This window comes from Microbispora cellulosiformans (assembly GCF_008728085.1).
Classification (GTDB): Bacteria; Actinomycetota; Actinomycetes; order Streptosporangiales; family Streptosporangiaceae; genus Microbispora; species Microbispora amethystogenes.
Map to the genome: position 1 here is coordinate 132,314 of NZ_VYTZ01000004.1, position 15,329 is coordinate 147,642.

Genomic DNA, 15,329 nt, shown 5'->3' on the forward strand with positions numbered 1-15,329 from the left:
CTCACATGCGGCGCGCCTCCAGCACCCGCTGGAGGAACGCGCGGGTGCGTGGGTGCCGGGGCTCGGTGAAGATCTGCCCGGGCGGGCCGCTCTCCAGCAGCACGCCGCCTTCGAGGAAGCAGACCTTGTCGGCGATGTCCCGGGCGAAGCCCATCTCGTGGGTGGCCAGGATCATGGTCATCCCGGTGTCCTTGAGCTCGCGGATGATCCCCAGCACCTCGGTGACCAGCGTCGGGTCGAGCGCGGAGGTCACCTCGTCGAGCAGCAGCAGGCGCGGGCCGGTCGCGACCGCGCGGATCACGGCGACGCGCTGCTGCTGTCCGCCGGAGAGCCGGTCGGGATACTCATCCGCCTTGCCGGCCAGCCCGAACCTCTCCAGGAGCTCGCGCGCCCGCGCCTCGGCCTCCTCCGCCCGTGCGCCGTGGACCCTGCGCGGCGCGAGCGTGATGTTCTCCAGCACGGTCATGTGCGGGAACAGGTTGTAGGCCTGGAACACCATGCCGATGCGGCGGCGGACGTCGTCCGCGTCGGTCCGCGGGTCCGTGATCTCCGTCCCGTCCAGGTGGATCGCGCCGTCGTCGATCGTCTCCAGCAGGTTGACGCAGCGCAGCAGCGTCGACTTGCCCGAGCCGGACGCGCCGATCAGGCAGACCACCTCGTGCGGGGCGACCTCCAGGTCGACGCCGCGCAGCACGCCCTGCCCGTGGTAATGCTTCCAGACTCCCTCGATCTTCAGCAGGCTCATGCGTCCCCGCCTCCCGTACGGCGCCGGGCCGCCCGCGCGGCGACATGGTCGGTGAACCGGGCCATCGGCACGGTCAGCGCGATGAACAGCAGCGCGGCGACCAGGTAGGGCGTGTAGTTGAAGGACATGGCAGCGTGGATCTGCGCCTGCCGCAGCGCCTCAAGCGGTCCGAGCACGGCCACCAGGGCGGTGTCCTTCTGCAGCGAGGTGAAGTCGTTGAGCAGCGGCGGGACCACCCGGCGGACGGCCTGCGGCAGCACCACGTAGCGCATCGTCTGGCCATGGGTGAGGGCGAGCGACCGGGCCGCCGCCCGCTGGCTGGGATGCACCGACTCGATCCCCGCGCGGAACACCTCCGCGACGTACGCGCCGTAGGACAGCACGAGGGCGATGATGCCGAGCGTGACCGGGTCGCTCGGCGCGCCCTGCAACTGGAGCGCCGGAACGCCGAACCCGACCAGGTAGACGAGCAGGATGGTCGGGATGCCCCGGAAGACGTCCGTGTAGAGCACCGCGAGCGCGCGCATGGGGAAGAACACCGGCGACCGCAGGCCGCGTACGAGCGCGACGATGAGCCCCAGCACCAGGATCAGCGGCTCGGCGATGAGGAAGATCTTGATGTTGAGCAGGAAGCCGCGCAGCACGTCGGGCAGCGCCTCGACGAACGCCTCGGGGCTCAAGAAGGTCTCCTGGACCCGGGGCCACCCGGGCGAGGCGGTGATCACGACGACCAGCGTGACCACCACGACCAGGGTGGACGCGGTGGCGGCCGAGATCGACCGTCGCCCGCGGGCGCGCAGCTCCGCCTCCCGGCGAAGCTGCCGCTCGCTCTTCACCCACTCCGGCGGCCCCTCCGGCTCCCCCGGGTCGAGATCGGGATCCGCCTCGCGGCCGGGCGGCCCGTACGGCGGGCCGGCGCCCGGCGCCGCCGCGTGCCCGTCGGTCACTTGAGCTCCGGCGCGCCCGCGGCGGCGGTCAGCCACTCGCCCTCGATCTTCGCCAGCTCACCGGAGCTCCGCAGCTCGCCGAGCGCCTTGTCGACGCAGCTCACCAGGGAGCTGCCCTTCTGGAAGAGCAGGCCGAACTCCTCCGGCTCGCCGCCGGTCGCGGCGAACTGGCCGACGATCTTCGAGCCCTTCACCTGCGCGGCCGTGACGTAGAAGGCGGTGGGCAGGTCGACGACGATGGCGTCGATCTGCTTGTTCTTCAACGCTGTGATCGCGTCGACCTGCTGGTTGAACACGCTCGGGTCCTTGGCCGGCTGGATGACCGACCGCACGGCCTGCAGCGCGGTGGTGGCCGCCTGCACCCCGATCTTGGCGTCCTTGAGATCGGCGAGGCTGGTGGCGGAGGCGTACTTGCCGCTCTCCAGGGCGACCACGCCCTGCTTGACCGTGTAGTAGCCCTGGCTGAAGTCGACCGCCTTGGCCCGCTCGGGGGTGATGGAGATCTGGTTGACGTCGAAGTCGAACTGCTTGGGCCCGGGGGCGAACGACGAGTCGAACGGCACGACCGTCCAGGCGACCTCGTCCCGGGTGAAGCCCAGCTGCCCGGCCACCGCGTAGGCGACGGCGCTCTCGAACCCCTGGCCGCTGGAAGGGTCGTCGTTCTTGAACCACGGCTCGTACGCCGGCTTGTCCGTGCCGACGGTGAGCTTGCCCGGGGTGGTGAGCTTCAGGCTCTCCTTGGCGCAGGCGTCGGCGCCGGTGGAGGCGCCCGCCGACGTGCCCGCCGAAGAGCTCGCGGTGGTGGAGGCGTCGTTCGCCGGAGCGCAGGCGGCGGCCGCCAGCGTGAGGGCACCTGACGCCAGCAGGAGAGAGGGACGGCGCATCACAGCCTCCATCAGAGGGTCTTTCCACGAAATCCGTCGAAACGGATGGGACGATACTAGCGTTCCGCATAACCCCCCTTTACCTGGGGATATCGCGGATATCCCGGCTCTCCGGAACGGCCGGGACGACGAAGGGCCCCTCTCCGCGGACGGAGAAGGGCCCTCGACGAACGTGCTGCGGGTGTCAGCCCGCGACCACCTCGACATCGATGGTGGCGGCGACCTCCGGGTGCAGCCGGACGCTCACCTTGTGGGTGCCGACGCTCTTGATCGCGTTGCCGATCTCGATGCGGCGGCGGTCGAGCTGGGGACCACCGGCGGCCTTGACGGCGTCGGCGATGTCACCGGTCGTGACCGAGCCGAACAGCCGGCCGGACTCGCCGGCGCGGACCTTCAGCTTGACCTTGAGCGCGCCGAGCTGGCCGGCGACCTCCTTGGCGGAGCCGAGGTCGCGGATCTCGCGGGAGGCGCGGGCCTTCTTCAGCGAGGCGACCTGCGACTCGGCGCCGCGGGTCCAGCGGATGGCGAAGCCACGGGGAATGAGGTAGTTGCGGCCGTAGCCGTCCTTGACCTCGACAACGTCGCCGGGAGCGCCGAGCCCGGAGACCTCAGTGGTGAGAATGAGCTTCATGTCCTGGGTCTCCCTTCTCAGCGCGCGGTGCTCGTGTACGGCAGCAGGGCCATCTCACGAGCGTTCTTGATAGCGGTGGCCACGTCGCGCTGGTGCTGAGTGCAGTTGCCCGTCACCCGGCGGGCACGGATCTTGCCGCGGTCGGAGATGAACTTCCGCAGCAGCGCCGTGTCCTTGTAGTCGACGTAGGAGATCTTGTCGTGACAGAAGAGGCAAACCTTCTTCTTCGGCTTGCGCACTGCCGGCTTCGCCATCGTGGTGCTCCTTTCAGAGCCCCGCGTTTCGCGGGAATGGTCGCTCGGTTGTGTTTACGGTGAGTGGGACCGGAAGGCCCGGGACCGGGTCGTTCCCTGGAAGGGCGATTTCCTAGAAGGGCGGTTCGTCGCTGAAGTCGCCGCCGAAGCCGCCACCACCCTGGGGAGCGCCGCCGAAGCCGCCGCCGCCCCCTCCGCCGGAGCCGTAGCCGCCCTGCGGAGCGGGAGACGCGGACGCCCACGGGTCGTTGGCCGGGCCGCCGCCGAAGCCGCCGCCTCCGCCCTGACGCGAGGTCTTGTTGACCTTCGCCGTCGCGTTGCGCAGCGAAGGGCCGACCTCGTCGACCTCGACCTCGTAGACCGTGCGCTTCTCGCCTTCCTTGGTCTCGTACGAACGCTGGCGCAGCCGTCCCTGCACGATCACCCGCATGCCGCGCTGGAGGCTCTCGGCGACGTTCTCCGCCGCCTGCCGCCAGACGTTGCAGGTGAGGAACAGGCCCTCGCCGTCTTTCCACTCGTTGGTCTGCTTGTCCAGGAACCTCGGAGTGGACGCGATGCGGAACCGGGCCACGGCCTGCCCCGTCGGGGTGAAGCGCAGCTCCGGGTCGTCGACAAGATTGCCGACAATGGTGATCTGTGTGTCGCCTGCTGCCATCGGTCGCTTTCGCCTTCCTATCCCGTCAGCTGAGCCGTCAAGGGCTCAGAGTACGGCTCGGGCCCGACAAACCGCCGGGCTTCGGAGCCGTCTAGTGCAGCTCGGGGCGGATGACCTTGGTGCGGAGAATGCCCTCGTTCAGGTTGAGCTGGCGGTCCAGCTCCTTCACGGTGGCGGGCTCGGCGGTCAGGTCGACCACCGCGTAGATGCCCTCGGACTTCTTCTCGATGTCGTAGGACAGGCGGCGACGGCCCCAGACGTCGACCTTCTCCACGCTTCCGCCGTCATTGCGGACGACGGCGAGGAACTGGTCGAGCGACGGCTGCACGGTGCGCTCGTCGAGGGACGGGTCGAGGATGACCATCATCTCGTAGCGACGCATGTGTTATCCAACCTCCTCTGGACTCTTGCGGTCACGACACCTTGCCGTGACAGGAGGACCCTGCGCGATGCCGGGCGGTCAGCCGCCCGCGCTGTGTCAGACGCAGTCGAACAAGGCTACCAGCCCCTTGGCCGTGAGCCGGACGAAGAGCGAAACTGGAGGTCAGAGGGGGGAGGCGCGATGCCACGTGTCATCGGCCGGGGAAAGAGGCGCCCCGTTCGCCTGACGCTGAACACCGACGGGCGGCCGCACCCGCGGGAGAACGCGATGACGATCGCCACGCTCGCGTGTGGTCTGGTGGCGTTCGTCACGGGGTTCGTCGTGCGGGCGCACATGGTCGCGTCATGGGTCGGCGCGGCCGGGTTCTGGGGCGGCCTCTACGCGCAGTTCGTCTCGTCGACCAGCAGGCAACGAGCACTGATCATCGTGGGGATCGTGGGGTCGTTCGTCGGCGCGGCGCTGGGGATCGCGCACGGCGGATTCTTCCCACGCGGGTTCACCCTGCGCAACTGACCACTGCGCAGGAGAACCCCGCGCGAACGAACCCCGCCGAACCCTGCGCGACGGGCTCGTCTCCGCGGCGCCGCTCCGACCGGGGAGGCCTCAGCCGCCGATGTGCAGGTCGACGCCGAGGAGCACGAGGAACCACAGGAAGACCGCGATCAGGGCCTGGGCGACCTGCTTGAGGAGGGTGGGGGTGATGTAGTGGTGGATCCAGGCCACGTAGAGGCCGACGAGGATGTAGATGAGAAGGATGAAGCTGCCTAAGCGATATCTCATGCTCGTCTCCCTGACGAAGTAGGATCGGCGCGCGGGTCTCAGGGCGCGTGACACGCGACTTCCCCTGCGTGCTCTCTTGAAACAGCACGCCCTCTTGAAACGCTCTTGGAGAGCGCCTACAGTTCGCCCTCCGCGTCCGGCAGCCGCTCACCAGGCACGCATGTGTTGGAGGACCTCCATGGACAGCCACAGCGCCGGCCCGCGGATCGGGGCCCACGTCGACCAGGACGACCCGCTGGCGCACGCGGCGGCCCGCGACGCCGAGGTGGTGCAGTTCTTCCTCGGCGACCCGCAGGGCTGGAAGAGCCCGGTGCTCCCGGCCACGTCCGACGCCCTGCGCGCGTCGGACGTCGACGTCTACGTGCACGCGCCGTACGTCATCAACGTGGCGACCGCGAACAACCGCATCCGCATCCCGAGCCGCAAGCTCCTCGACGCGCACCTCAAGGCGGCGGCGTCGATCGGCGCCAAGGGGCTGATCGTGCACGGCGGGCACGTCAACGCGGGAGACGACCCGCAGACCGGGTTCGACAACTGGCGCAAGGTCTTCGAGCGCACCGAGTGCCCGATCCCCGTCCTGATCGAGAACACCGCGGGCGGCGGCAACGCGATGGCGCGCCGGCTGGAGCGGATCGCCCGGCTGTGGGACGCCGCGACGGCGGGCGCGCCGGACCCGTCGATGGTCGGCTTCTGCCTCGACACCTGCCACTTCCACGCGGGCGGCGAGGAGCTCGCCGGGCTGGTGGAGCGGGTGAGGGCGATCACCGGCCGGATCGACCTCGTGCACTGCAACGACTCGCGGGACGCGTTCGACTCGGGCGCCGACCGGCACGCCAACCTCGGCGCCGGCCGGATCGACCCCGAGCTGATCCTCGCGGTCTGCCGCGCGGCCGGGGCGCCGATCGTGGTCGAGACGCCTTTCGAGGGTCAGGCCGAGGACATCGCGTTCCTGCGCAAGCACCTGTAGAGAACAGCCGTCCACAGCCTGTGGATAAATCTGCGGATTGCGAACCTCAGAAAACGGGTAGGGCTTCTGGAACGTCCTGCTCGTCCTTCGCCGGCTTCGGCCTGCGCGTGGCCCGCCACAGCTGCACGTACGACGTGACCGCCGCGGCCAGGAAGACCAGGTTCCGGAGGGTCAGCACCACCGTGCCGGGCAGCGCGCCCTCCCAGCTGTAGTCCTGCTCCACCCACGGGTACATGATCCCGGTGAGCAGGGCGGCGACCACGACGAGCCAGGCGGCCGGCCGCTGCGTCGGGCCCGGCTCCGCGCGCCGCACCGACAGGAGGACGGCGGCGACGCCGATCACCCAGACGAAGTACTGCGGTGACAGCACCCGGCTGGTGACGACCAGGAACAGCACGGTGGTGAGGGCGGCGTCGTAGTAGGACCGTGGGCTCGGGGCGGCGCGCAGCCACCACACCCCGATCAGCACGAGCGCCGCGGGCGTGGCCGCCAGGCTCACCCAGATCGCGGTGTCCACGCCGGGGCCCACGGCCTCCATCGAGCCGTGCTGATAGGTGGTGAAGCCGTCCCACCAACCGACGGCCCGGGCGAGCGCGAACGGCGTGGCGGCGAGCGACTCGATCTGCAGCCCCCGCTCCTGCTGCGCGGTCAGGAAGTCGAGCGCGTGCGGCAGGGTCAGCGCGGCCATGCCGCAGCCGGCCACCGCGACGACGATCGTGGAGCCTGTCGCGGTCAGCAGTTCAAGCCACCGCCGCAGGCCGGTGAGCAGCGCGACCGGCCACACCTTGACGATGAGCCCGACGCCGATCAGCGCCCCGCGCACCACCGGGTGCGCCGAGGCCGTCAGCGCCAGCACCGCCACCAGCGTGACCATCAGGTCGTACCGGCCGAGGAGCACCGGCCCGAGCAGCGCCGCGCCGATGGTCCACGCCCACGGGCCGGTGCGGCCTCCGCCGCGCGGAGAGCGCGAGAACCGCCACACCAGGAACAGGATCGCGAGGTCGCACAGCAGGGACAGCAGGTAGAAGGCGACGTGATACTCGAACGGCAGCAGCCTGGGGAGGAGCATCGGCAGCGCCGCGAACGGCGGGTACTGCCACTTGTCGTCCCCCGAGGGGAACTCCCCGCGCGCCAGGACGTCCGACCAGCCCTGGTAGAGGGTGACGTCGTTGCTGAAGGAGTCGCCGTGGCCGGTCGGGATGGTCTGGGTCGCGACGAGGAACAGCCCCGCCCGGGTCACCGTCCACACGAGCAGCAGAAGCCATGGCGGCCTCCGGCGCATCACCGTCTCCTCCCCGTTCGCCGCACGCTTGCGAGCGACGTTACGCGAAGCCCGTGCGCGCGTCTCCCGGGGAGGTCCGGCGAGGGCGCGAACGGGCCGCGAAATCCGATGAAAGATTCATGCCTCAGACCGGTTCGGGCTGCGCCTCCCCGCCCCGCTCCTCCGATCCGCCACGCTCCTCGCTCCCGCCCCGGACGAGGAACGCGCGGCGCAGTACGAAACGGTCTTCCGCCTGGTCGAACGGGCCGCCGGACGGATCGTCCACATCCCCCTGGCGGACGACGTCGTGCTCGGGGCGCAGGATCTCCCAGACGACCAGCCCCATGAGGACGACGATCGTCAGCAGCCGGGCCCAGACCGACAGGAAGTACGGGTCGTCGCCGATGCCGAGCGAGGCCTGGTCGGGGATCTGGGTGATCAGGTAGAGCCAGATCGAGAAGAAGTACCAGCACTCGGCCACCTGCCAGGCGGCGAGGGCCCCCCACCTCGGCCTGGCCAGCACCGCGAACGGCACCAGCCACAGGACGTACTGCGGCGACCAGACCTTGTTGGTGATCATGAAGGCGGCCAGGGCCAGGAAGCACAGCTGCATCAGGCGCGGCCGGCGCGGCGCGACGAGGGCGAGCACGGCCACGCCCAGCAGCAGCACCGCCAGCGCCGCCATGGCCATCGTGTTCAGCTTCTCGGAATCCCCGAGGAAGGCCAGGAACTCGGGCCGGTCGTGGCCGAACCACTGCGTCTTCTGGAAGAAGAACCACAGGCCGCCCCAGTCGGCGCCGCGCTCGCTGCTGAAGGCGTAGAACCGCTGCCAGCCCTCGAAGTTGACCATCATGATCGGCACGTTGACCAGCAGCCAGGCGCCCGCCGCTCCCGCGACGGTCTTCAGGAACGGAACCCATCTGGCCGTACGCAGGGTGAGCAGGAACAACGCGCCGAAGAACATCAGCGGGTAGAACTTCGTGGCCACGGAGAGGGCCAGCAGCACGCCGGCCAGCCACGGCCGGTTCCGGGCCCAGGCCAGCAGGCCGCCCAGCGCGAGCGCGCCCGCGGCGAGGTCCCAGTTGATGTACGCGCAGAGGATGACGGCCGGGCCGATGGCGTACCACAGGGCGTCCCAGGGGCGGCGGCCCGCGAGCGCGGCCGTCAGCAGCACGCCCGCGACCAGCGCGAGACCCATCAGGACCACGGTGACGTCGTAGAACACGACCCCGTCGCCGCCGGCGAGACGCCGGGCGAACTCCATGATCCCGCCGATGCCGACCGGATATTCGACCGGGTAGTCGACGTACGGGACCTTGCCCTCGTTGAGCTTCTCCGCCCAGAACAGCGGATAGATGTCGGTGTAGCAGAAGTGCGTGTACTGCCCGATTCCGCCGTCCCAGGCGCCGCCGAACCGGCAGGGATACTTCCACAGATAGGCGAGGACGGCGCCGAGTCCCGCGAGGAGCCCGAGAGGCAGGTACGGCACCGAGCGCGCGGCGACCCCGGGCATCGGGGCGGAGTCGTTCGTGGTCCGGGTCGTCATGGTGGGTATTGCACCATCGAACGCCGTGAGTTGGCGACTCCGGCGAGTCGAGAGGGCCCGCGGCGTGTCGCCGCGGGCCCTCTCGTCACGGTCTCAGGGCCGTGATTTCGGGACGACCCGGGACGGGATCAAGGACTGGTCCCGGACTGCGGCACGGGCGCCGACGCCGGGGCGCCGCCGCCGTCGGCCGGAGCGCCCTGTCCCCCCGGTCCTCCCGGCGGCCCCCCTTGTCCGGGGCCGTCCTCGCCGAGGTCGAGACCCACGCCGTCGTCGCCACCGCCGGCGCCGCCGTCACAGGACAGGTCGCCGGGGAGACAGGAGCCGTCGCCGCCGCTGCCGTCGCCGCCGCCGTTCGGGAAGTCGGTCGGCATGTCGTTGGGGAACCCGCCGCCGCCGTCCTCCGGGCTGGGAGACGGGGTGGGCGTCGGGCTCGGCACGATGTTCTCCGGGCTGCCCATGCCGGCCTTCGCCGGGAACTGCTCGACGGGCTTGCCCTCGTGCGCCGCGACCATGAAGTCGTGCCAGATGTGCGTCGGGGCGTCGGCGCCCTCGAAGCCCAGCGACACCTCCTTGACGCGGGTGTACGGGTTGTTCCCGTTGTACTTCGGGTGCTCCTTGCCGTTCGGCGTGATCGGGCAGTTGGAGTAGCGCGGCTGCACGATCTTGCCGCTCTTGGTCACGCACTGCTCGCGGTACATGCCGACCGCGGTCACCAGCTGCGGCGTGTAGCCGACGAACCAGGCTTCCTTCTCGTCGTTGTTGGTGCCGGTCTTGCCGGCGGCGGGGCGCCCGATGGGACCCCAGCGGCTGGCCGTACCGGACTTGATGACCTGCTCCATGGCGTAGGTCGCGTCGGCCGCCGCCTCCGGCGAGATCACCTGCTTGACCTCGCGGGCCTCGGTCAGCACGACGGTCTTGCCCTGCTTGACCTCTTTGATCACGTGGTAGTCGACGTGCTTGCCCGCGTTGGCGAAGATCGAGTAGCCGGCCGCCTGCTCCACCGGCGTGACGCCGACGCTGCCGATCGCGAGCTGGTAGCCGTGCCCGCTCTGGCCGCCGACGCCGTTCTTGTCCTCCTCCAGCGCTCGCTTGCTGATGCCGGCGGCCTCGGTGAGCGACCGCAGGTCGTCCAGCTGACCGGGCAACTTGAACGCCATCGAGGCGAACGCCGTGTTGATCGAGTGCGCGGTCGCGTAGATCACGTCGATCGACGCGGGCACGGAGTGCCCGTTGGTGATCGGAGTGGTGCCGGGCAGCTCCTTCGGCATCGTCTCCTTGCCGGGGACGTAGCTGTTGAGGCTGTAGCCCGCGTCGAGCCAGGCGGCCAGCACGTACGGCTTGAACGCCGAGGCCGCCTGCTTCCTGGAGTCGAAGGGCTCGTTCCAGGTCTCGTTGAGGTAGTTGCTGCCGCCGTAGAACGCGATCACCCGGCCGTTCGTCGGGTCCACGGCCGCGAGGCCGGTGTGGAACTCCTTCGACATCGACGACGTGGTGTTCAGGACCGCCTTCTTCGCCGCCTGCATGAGCTTCTTGTCGAAGGTGGTGTAGATCTTGTAGCCGCCGCTCTCGATCTGCTCGCGGCTGAGCTTGCGGCCCTCCAGCTCGTGCAGCGCCTGGCTGAGCATGTAGCCCTTGAGCCCGCTGAACTCCTGCGGATTCTTATGCGGCTTCGGCTTGGGGAACTTCGCGGTGGCCGCGACGTTCGGATACTTGGGCTTGCCGTCCTTGTCCGTCATGAGGGACATGCCGTTGAGGACGTACTTGAAGCGCTCCTCGGTGCCCGCGTAGTTGCCGTCGGCCTCGGCCTTGTCGAAGTTGCTCGGCTGCTGGATGCGCCCGGCCAGGTAGGCCCCCTGCGCCACGGTCAGCTTCTTGGCGGGCTCGTTGAAGAACTCGCGGGCCGCCGCCTCGATGCCGTAGGTGTTGCGGCCGAACGGCACCGTGTTCAGGTAGTACTCGAGGACCTTGTTCTTCGACCAGTCCTTGTCGAGCCGGACCGCGATGAAGATCTCCTTCACCTTGCGCTTGATGGTCTGCTCGGTGCTGAGGCCGTTGAAGTAGTTGCGGGCCATCTGCTGGGTGATGGTCGAACCGCCCTGCGTCTGCTGGCCCGTGGCGGTCATCCAGACCGACCGGGTGAGGCCGGCGATGTCGATGCCGCCGTCCTCCCAGAACGAGCGGTTCTCCGCCGCCACCACCGCGTCCTGGACGTGCTGCGGCACCTGGTCGATGGTGACCGCCACCCGCTTGGTGCCGAGGCGGGCCAGCACCGAGCCGTCGCGGTAGTAGAAGGTGCTGCCCTGGGCCTTGGCCGTCTCCTGCGCGTCGTGCTCGGAGGGCAGATCCGTGTTGGCGTAGGCGACCGCGATCATGCCGAAGAGGCCGGCGCACAGCACGGTGAGGCTGGCGAGGAGGATCTTCCAGCTCGGGACGAACCGCTTCCAGCCCGTACGGCGGGGCTTGTCGTTCTCCTCGAAGTCGTCGTCGTCGAAGTCGCGCGGGTCACGCGGACCACGTCCTCCCGGACCACCGGGCCCACCCGGTCCCCCCGGACCACCGGGGCCTCCAGGGCCGCCGGGGCCGCCGGGCCCGCGTCCGCCGCGGCCGGGCGGCCTGCGGCGGCGTCCGCCGGTCTGCATCGACTCGGTGGGCTGCCCCTCGGCGTCGCGGCGGGGGCCGCCCGCCGGCATGCCCAGCGCCTGGGTGCGCTCGTCTGCGCCCGGAGCCCCCGGCCGTCCCGGACCTCCCGGACCACCGGGACCAGCCGGACCACCGAAACCGCCGGGGCCACCCGGACCGCCGGGGCCCTGCGCGCCGTAGCGCGGGTCGCGGCCTCCCGGCGGGCGGCCGCCGCCCACGGGACCCCGCGGACCCTGGGGCGAACCCTGTGCCGGGCCCGGCGCCGGAGTCGGCGGCACCGCGCCCATGGCCGCCGTGTCCTCGAAGGCCGCCGCCTCACGGCGGCGCGGGTCCGGCTCGGGACGGGGCGGCTGCGGCGCGGGCCCCCGGCCGCGTTGCCGCGGCGGGGCGGGCTCGCCGTAGTCGCCCCCGTGGTCGCCATAGGCGCCGTACTCGTCGGATTCCCGGGGCGAGCGACGGCGGCGCCCAGGGCGGGATGATCCACCGGAGCCCGAGGCGTCCTCGGGGCGGCCGGACGATTCCGGTCCGTAGCTGCTGTAAGTCACACGTCCTCGTCAGATGTTCTCGGGAAACTGATCGACGTCGGCCGGCAGGCCGGGAGCGTTCCTCCTGGAAAGGTGGAGGTCGCCCTACAGGGAAGGGCCCGGGGGATCGGCTGTTCCGTGGACGAACGACACCGCCAGGTGGTTCCAGGTACAACCTTGGCAGACCTCCCCCACGCAGACCCGGGATTCGCCGTATTCCCGGGCCGTCGCGGCGCGCTCCGCCCTCCCCCTGGTCCGTCCCGCCGCTCGTCCCCGTTCGGCCCCGTACGCAGGTGTGACGTTGGTCACGTTCCTTCGCCCGCGCGTGGGGCAGATGCGAGGCATGGGCTCAGCGTGAGGCCGGGCCGCACATGGGAGTGGAGGGCGGGCGTCCCAGACGTCCCGCGCCCGCGTGCGATCGGCGCGGACGGACCATACGGCCGCCCGCCTGGCGAAGCCACGGGCCTCGACCGATCGCTGTGAGCACATGTGGCCAGATTACGGCCCTTTGCCAAATCTTGCCCAACTGTTGACCCGTTGCCATATATGACACCCCGACGTATCCTGCTGATGTATCGAGTCGATACATCAGTCGGACACAGGAGGTGGTTCCAGTGACGGGCTCTCGTGGAGGTGTGCTGGAGCTCGCCGTCCTGGGGTCGCTGCACGAAACACCTCTGCACGGTTACGAGCTGCGCAAACGGCTCAACACGCTGCTCGGCATGTTCCGTGCGTTCTCCTATGGCTCGCTGTATCCCTGCCTCAGGGGCCTGCTCAACGACGGGTTCATCGTCGAGGAGGAGCCCCCGCAGGACACGGTCCTCGGCCGCCGGTCGAAGATCGTCTACCGGCTGACGGCGGAGGGTAAGGAGCGCTTGCAGGAGCTGCTCAACCAGTCGGGCCCGTCCTCCTGGGAGGACGAGAGCTTCGGCATCCGCTTCGCCTTCTTCCGCCACACGGAAGCCGAGGTGCGGCTGCGCATCCTGGAGGGCCGCCGCAGCCGCCTGGAAGAACGCCTCGACCGCGTCCGCGAGGCTCTGTCCCGCACGAGGGAGCGACTGGACAGCTACACGCTGGAGCTCCAGCGCCACGGACTGGAGTCGGTCGAGCGCGAGGTTCGCTGGCTGAACGAGCTGATCGACTCGGAACGGCGGAGCCGGTCGGCTCCCGGCGAGGGGGATCACCCCCGGGGTCCCGCGCAGGCCGTACAGGAAGAGACCCAGAGGGCGGACACGCCCGAGGCAGATAGGTAAAGGAGCGAGTGCTATGGGTTCGGTGCGCGTAGCCATCGTCGGTGTGGGCAACTGCGCCTCATCGCTGGTGCAGGGCGTCCACTACTACAGGGACGCGGATCCGGGCAGCCGTGTGCCGGGCCTCATGCACGTGCGGTTCGGTGACTACCACGTCGGTGACGTGGAGTTCGTCGCCGCCTTCGACGTGGACGCCAAGAAGGTCGGTCGCGACCTGTCGGAGGCCATCGTCGCTTCCGAGAACAACACGATCAAGATCTGCGACGTGCCGCCGCTCGGCGTCACCGTGCAGCGTGGTCCCACCTTCGACGGGCTGGGCGAGTACTACCGCGAGATCATCGAGGAGTCCGACGAGCAGCCGGTGGACGTCGTCCAGGCGCTCAAGGACGCCCGGGTGGACGTGCTCGTCTCCTACCTGCCGGTGGGCTCGGAGGAGGCCGACCGCTTCTACGCGCAGTGCGCGATCGACGCCAAGGTCGCCTTCGTCAACGCGCTGCCGGTCTTCATCGCCTCCGACCCCGAGTGGGCCGCGAAGTTCACCGAGGCCGGCGTGCCGATCGTGGGCGACGACATCAAGTCGCAGGTCGGCGCCACGATCACGCACCGCGTGCTGGCCAAGCTGTTCGAGGACCGCGGAGTGGAGCTGCTGCGCACCTACCAGCTCAACTTCGGCGGGAACATGGACTTCATGAACATGCTGGAGCGCAGCCGCCTCCAGTCCAAGAAGATCTCCAAGACCCAGTCGGTCACCTCGCAGATCCCGCACGAGATGGGGAAGGCCGACGTCCACATCGGCCCGTCGGACCACGTGCCGTGGCTGGACGACCGCAAGTGGGCCTACGTCCGCCTTGAGGGCAGGTCGTTCGGCGACACCCCGCTGAACCTGGAGTACAAGCTCGAGGTCTGGGACTCGCCCAACTCGGCCGGCATCATCATCGACGCGGTCCGCGCGGCCAAGATCGCCCTGGACCGGGGCATCGGCGGCCCGCTGCTGTCGCCCTCGTCGTACTTCATGAAGTCGCCGCCGGAGCAGTACTCCGACGACGCCGCCCGCGAGGCCGTCGAGAAGTTCATCCGGGGCGAGAACGAGCGCTGACGGTCTCTTCTCCCCGTGTCCCGCCCCGGTTCCGTGTCGGACCGGGGCGGTGGTCTTCCCAGGGCGCGTTCCTCGGCTCAGGCGACCGTGACTCAGGAAACCGGGAGCGCGGCCGGCGGCAGGGCGGCCGGGTCGGCCACCGGCCAGGCCAGCGGGTCCGGCCCGAGCGCGACGAGCTGCGGCACCTGCTCCCGGGCCCAGGGCGAGATGTCCAGCTCTCCGCTCATCACGCCGGCCGCGAAGCTCGCCCAGGGCTCCCAGCGGACCTCGCCGACCTCCTCGGCGTTGGGCACGGCCTCTCCCGTCACCACCGCCCGGTAGACCGGGCACAGCTCGTGCTCGACCATCCCGTTGTCCATGACCGCGCGGTAGGCGAAGCGCGGCAGGATCAGGTCGACGGACTCGACGACCAGCCCCAGCTCGAACGCCAGACGGCGGACCACCGCCGACGACAGCGGCTCCCCGGGCAGCGGGTGGCCGCAGCAGCTGTTGGTCCACGCGTCGGGCCAGGTCAGCTTGTGGCCAGCCCGCCGCGACAGCAGCACCCGGCCCTGCCGGTCGAAGACATAGCTGGAGAACGCCAGGTGCAGCGGAGTGTCCGCGCCGTGGACGGTGGACTTGGGAGCGGTGCCGATCGGGTTGCCCTCGACGTCGACAAGCACGACATGTTCCGGTGAGGTCACCGTCAGAGAGTACGGTGTCAGGCTGTCGCCGGTCAGTGGCAGGGGGTTTTATCGGGGTTGATCCTGATGCCTCTCGGAGATCGT

At 69.9% G+C, this 15,329-nt stretch carries 17 protein-coding genes; 4 read left to right on the top strand and 13 right to left on the bottom strand.

The genetic code is table 11. The features are described 5' to 3' along the window. Position 1 precedes the first annotated feature (1 nt). The 7 genes from F5972_RS11705 to rpsF all read right to left on the bottom strand — a co-directional run bounded on the left by F5972_RS11705 (position 2) and on the right by rpsF (position 4,498). Positions 2 to 745, bottom strand: a complete 744-nt coding sequence (locus F5972_RS11705) for an amino acid ABC transporter ATP-binding protein (RefSeq protein ID WP_150933502.1) — start codon at positions 743 to 745, stop codon at positions 2 to 4. Beyond that, the gene (locus F5972_RS11710; RefSeq protein ID WP_225311383.1) at positions 742 to 1,692 is read right to left on the bottom strand and encodes an amino acid ABC transporter permease; all 951 of its coding nucleotides are present in this window, start codon (positions 1,690 to 1,692) and stop codon (positions 742 to 744) included. Before F5972_RS11710 ends, F5972_RS11705 begins: the two co-directional genes overlap by 4 nt. Further along, complete coding sequence (locus F5972_RS11715) at positions 1,689 to 2,576, bottom strand: ABC transporter substrate-binding protein (RefSeq protein ID WP_150933503.1); 888 nt, start codon at positions 2,574 to 2,576, stop codon at positions 1,689 to 1,691. Before F5972_RS11715 ends, F5972_RS11710 begins: the two co-directional genes overlap by 4 nt. A 184-nt stretch (positions 2,577 to 2,760) precedes the next feature. Next, entirely contained in the window at positions 2,761 to 3,207 is a 447-nt protein-coding gene (rplI, locus tag F5972_RS11720; RefSeq protein WP_150933504.1) for a 50S ribosomal protein L9, read from the bottom strand. A 17-nt stretch (positions 3,208 to 3,224) separates the two neighbouring features. Then, complete coding sequence (gene rpsR, locus F5972_RS11725; protein ID WP_036324737.1) at positions 3,225 to 3,461, bottom strand: 30S ribosomal protein S18; 237 nt, start codon at positions 3,459 to 3,461, stop codon at positions 3,225 to 3,227. Positions 3,462 to 3,573: 112 nt separating this feature from the next. Beyond that, positions 3,574 to 4,116 (bottom strand): single-stranded DNA-binding protein, encoded by a 543-nt coding sequence (locus tag F5972_RS11730; RefSeq protein WP_150933505.1) that lies wholly within the window; start codon positions 4,114 to 4,116, stop codon positions 3,574 to 3,576. 91 nt (positions 4,117 to 4,207) lie between these two features. Continuing rightward, positions 4,208 to 4,498, bottom strand: a complete 291-nt coding sequence (rpsF, locus tag F5972_RS11735; RefSeq protein ID WP_117408411.1) for a 30S ribosomal protein S6 — start codon at positions 4,496 to 4,498, stop codon at positions 4,208 to 4,210. Between the two features lie 180 nt (positions 4,499 to 4,678). On the opposite strand from rpsF, the gene F5972_RS11740 reads away from it, so the two are divergent. Continuing rightward, a complete protein-coding gene (locus F5972_RS11740; RefSeq protein ID WP_150933506.1) occupies positions 4,679 to 5,011 on the top strand; it encodes a hypothetical protein in 333 nt (110 codons plus the stop codon). Between the two features lie 90 nt (positions 5,012 to 5,101). Here F5972_RS11740 and F5972_RS37145 read toward each other — a convergent pair whose 3' ends face one another. Further along, positions 5,102 to 5,278: a hypothetical protein gene (locus F5972_RS37145; protein ID WP_191910069.1), complete on the bottom strand. Its 177-nt coding sequence runs from the start codon at positions 5,276 to 5,278 to the stop codon at positions 5,102 to 5,104. 178 nt (positions 5,279 to 5,456) lie between these two features. Here F5972_RS37145 and F5972_RS11745 point away from each other — a divergent pair, with 178 nt between their 5' ends. Next, a complete protein-coding gene (locus tag F5972_RS11745) occupies positions 5,457 to 6,245 on the top strand; it encodes a deoxyribonuclease IV (RefSeq protein WP_150933507.1) in 789 nt (262 codons plus the stop codon). A 46-nt stretch (positions 6,246 to 6,291) separates the two neighbouring features. Here F5972_RS11745 and F5972_RS11750 read toward each other — a convergent pair whose 3' ends face one another. The 4 genes from F5972_RS11750 to F5972_RS11765 all read right to left on the bottom strand — a co-directional run bounded on the left by F5972_RS11750 (position 6,292) and on the right by F5972_RS11765 (position 12,705). After that, on the bottom strand, positions 6,292 to 7,527 hold the full coding sequence (locus tag F5972_RS11750) for a glycosyltransferase family 87 protein (protein WP_150933508.1): 1,236 nt from the start codon (positions 7,525 to 7,527) through the stop codon (positions 6,292 to 6,294). Positions 7,528 to 7,651: 124 nt separating this feature from the next. Continuing rightward, complete coding sequence (locus F5972_RS11755; protein ID WP_150933509.1) at positions 7,652 to 9,052, bottom strand: glycosyltransferase family 87 protein; 1,401 nt, start codon at positions 9,050 to 9,052, stop codon at positions 7,652 to 7,654. 128 nt (positions 9,053 to 9,180) lie between these two features. Beyond that, complete coding sequence (locus tag F5972_RS38800; protein WP_150933510.1) at positions 9,181 to 12,237, bottom strand: transglycosylase domain-containing protein; 3,057 nt, start codon at positions 12,235 to 12,237, stop codon at positions 9,181 to 9,183. A gap of 84 nt (positions 12,238 to 12,321) precedes the next feature. Then, a complete protein-coding gene (locus tag F5972_RS11765; RefSeq protein WP_150933511.1) occupies positions 12,322 to 12,705 on the bottom strand; it encodes a DUF5318 family protein in 384 nt (127 codons plus the stop codon). A gap of 125 nt (positions 12,706 to 12,830) precedes the next feature. Here F5972_RS11765 and F5972_RS11770 point away from each other — a divergent pair, with 125 nt between their 5' ends. Next, positions 12,831 to 13,469, top strand: coding sequence for a PadR family transcriptional regulator (locus tag F5972_RS11770; RefSeq protein WP_150933512.1), 639 nt, complete (start codon positions 12,831 to 12,833; stop codon positions 13,467 to 13,469). A 13-nt stretch (positions 13,470 to 13,482) separates the two neighbouring features. Next, positions 13,483 to 14,562 (top strand): inositol-3-phosphate synthase, encoded by a 1,080-nt coding sequence (locus F5972_RS11775; protein ID WP_150933513.1) that lies wholly within the window; start codon positions 13,483 to 13,485, stop codon positions 14,560 to 14,562. Between the two features lie 92 nt (positions 14,563 to 14,654). On the opposite strand, the gene idi is transcribed toward F5972_RS11775, so the two are convergent. After that, a complete protein-coding gene (gene idi / locus F5972_RS11780; RefSeq protein WP_150933514.1) occupies positions 14,655 to 15,245 on the bottom strand; it encodes an isopentenyl-diphosphate Delta-isomerase in 591 nt (196 codons plus the stop codon). Between the last annotated feature and the right edge of the window lie 84 nt (positions 15,246 to 15,329).

Excerpts from the sequence above, each read along its gene's own strand:
- F5972_RS11775 (WP_150933513.1), top strand. The coding sequence starts at position 13,483 with ATGGGTTCGGTGCGCGTAGCCATCGTCGGTGTGGGCAACTGCGCCTCA.
- rpsF (WP_117408411.1), bottom strand. The coding sequence starts at position 4,498 with ATGCGTCGCTACGAGATGATGGTCATCCTCGACCCGTCCCTCGACGAG.
- F5972_RS11705 (WP_150933502.1), bottom strand. The coding sequence starts at position 745 with ATGAGCCTGCTGAAGATCGAGGGAGTCTGGAAGCATTACCACGGGCAG.
- F5972_RS11755 (WP_150933509.1), bottom strand. The coding sequence starts at position 9,052 with ATGACGACCCGGACCACGAACGACTCCGCCCCGATGCCCGGGGTCGCC.
- F5972_RS11745 (WP_150933507.1), top strand. The coding sequence starts at position 5,457 with ATGGACAGCCACAGCGCCGGCCCGCGGATCGGGGCCCACGTCGACCAG.
- F5972_RS11715 (WP_150933503.1), bottom strand. The coding sequence starts at position 2,576 with ATGCGCCGTCCCTCTCTCCTGCTGGCGTCAGGTGCCCTCACGCTGGCG.
- rplI (WP_150933504.1), bottom strand. The coding sequence starts at position 3,207 with ATGAAGCTCATTCTCACCACTGAGGTCTCCGGGCTCGGCGCTCCCGGC.
- rpsR (WP_036324737.1), bottom strand. The coding sequence starts at position 3,461 with ATGGCGAAGCCGGCAGTGCGCAAGCCGAAGAAGAAGGTTTGCCTCTTC.
- F5972_RS11730 (WP_150933505.1), bottom strand. The coding sequence starts at position 4,116 with ATGGCAGCAGGCGACACACAGATCACCATTGTCGGCAATCTTGTCGAC.
- F5972_RS11765 (WP_150933511.1), bottom strand. The coding sequence starts at position 12,705 with ATGTGCTCACAGCGATCGGTCGAGGCCCGTGGCTTCGCCAGGCGGGCG.
- F5972_RS37145 (WP_191910069.1), bottom strand. The coding sequence starts at position 5,278 with ATGAGATATCGCTTAGGCAGCTTCATCCTTCTCATCTACATCCTCGTC.
- F5972_RS11740 (WP_150933506.1), top strand. The coding sequence starts at position 4,679 with ATGCCACGTGTCATCGGCCGGGGAAAGAGGCGCCCCGTTCGCCTGACG.
- F5972_RS11750 (WP_150933508.1), bottom strand. The coding sequence starts at position 7,527 with ATGCGCCGGAGGCCGCCATGGCTTCTGCTGCTCGTGTGGACGGTGACC.